The organism is Arthrobacter sp. TS-15 (assembly GCF_006964045.1).
Taxonomy (GTDB): domain Bacteria; phylum Actinomycetota; class Actinomycetes; order Actinomycetales; family Micrococcaceae; genus Arthrobacter.
The window spans coordinates 1-1,281 of record NZ_SDXQ01000145.1 but is presented as its reverse complement, the minus strand read 5'-3'; the positions used below and the strand labels follow the sequence as shown (position 1 = coordinate 1,281).

Here is a 1,281-nt window from a genome sequence, read left to right as displayed (position 1 = left end):
CGCCGATCTGCGGCGCGCGATCCAGGTGGCCGGGCTGCTCGGCGTACGCCGCGTGGTGACCATGTCCGGGCTGCCGGCCGCCGAGGCGGGCGGCACCACCCCCGCCTGGAATGTCAATCCGTGGCACAGCGCCTACCTGGACTCCCTGGAGTACCAGTGGGACGAGGTCGCCGTCCCCTTCTGGCGGGACATCGAGGCACTGGCCGCCGAACACGAGGTGAAGGTGTGCATCGAGATGCACCCGCACAACCTGGTGTTCAACCCTGCCACCCTGAAGCGCCTGGTCGAGCGGGTCGGCGCGACACACATCGGCGCCGAGATGGACCCCAGCCACCTCTTCTGGCAAGGCATCGACCCGGTCGCCGCCATCAAGGACCTCGGCCCACTGGTCTTCCACGCGGCAGCCAAGGACACCCGGATCAACGACCGCTGCAAGGTCAACGGCGTACTCGACGACCGCTTCACCCGGGTCACCGACAACCCACTCGAACTCGGCGGCCACTGGACCCTCAACACCTGGCCCACCGAATCGAGTTGGGACTTCGTCGCGGTCGGACGGGGACACGACGAGACGTTCTGGCGGGGCTTCCTCGACACGCTGCGCAAGGTCGACTCCCACATGGCCGTGAACATCGAACACGAAGACATGGAACTCACTCAACTTGAAGGGCTGGGGGTGGTTGCCCGGACCCTGCAGGCGGCCAACTCCCAGCTCGGGCGGTCCGGACGTGGGTACCAACTCCATTGGCTGGTAGGGGTGTTGCAGGTGGATGCGAGGCCGTACGAGGGTTACCGCCCGCACCACCGCCCGCGTTCACGCCGAACAACAAGCGCGGGCGCAGCGCGGGAGGCAACCCGGTCGCCGACGGCCGCGAGGAGCCAAGAGCCGGTCCGCGCGGCCATCCAGGGGGCCAGGTCGGACCCCGGCCGACCGACCGACGGTCGGACACGAGAGAGATCCGGGCAGGCGCCCTGGGACATGGACGTCAGCGGGTGTAGAGCAGAGTGCCGAAGCCCGGGTGGTCGCACTGGAAAGCGGCACCCTCGGGGCGGAGGTTGGCGGCCACCTGGGAGGTGTAGCCGGCCCAGCCGCCCAGCCGCTTGACGTAGTGGTTGTAGACCATCTCGTAGATCGGCCGGAACTCACCCCGGTAGGTGCTGGAGATGGTGTTGTAGGTGACCTTGCAGCCACCCCAGGGGGTGTAGGCGACGGTGTTGCCGAGGTTGTAGCTGGCGGTGTACTCGAAGCCGGAGAGCAGCCGGCTGTCGGCGGCTCCGTAC

At 68.1% G+C, this 1,281-nt stretch carries 2 protein-coding genes; one reads left to right on the top strand and one right to left on the bottom strand.

Annotation, left to right across the window (positions count from 1 at the left end):
- Positions 1-61: 61 nt before the first annotated feature.
- The gene (locus EU811_RS23395) at positions 62-1,105 is read left to right on the top strand and encodes a sugar phosphate isomerase/epimerase family protein (RefSeq protein WP_238703558.1); all 1,044 of its coding nucleotides are present in this window, start codon (positions 62-64) and stop codon (positions 1,103-1,105) included.
- On the opposite strand, the gene EU811_RS23680 is transcribed toward EU811_RS23395, so the two are convergent.
- Positions 987-1,281: hypothetical protein (locus EU811_RS23680; protein ID WP_202979367.1), on the bottom strand; the 295-nt coding region annotated here is incomplete at its 5' end. The two genes, EU811_RS23395 and EU811_RS23680, sit on opposite strands and share 119 nt — an antisense overlap.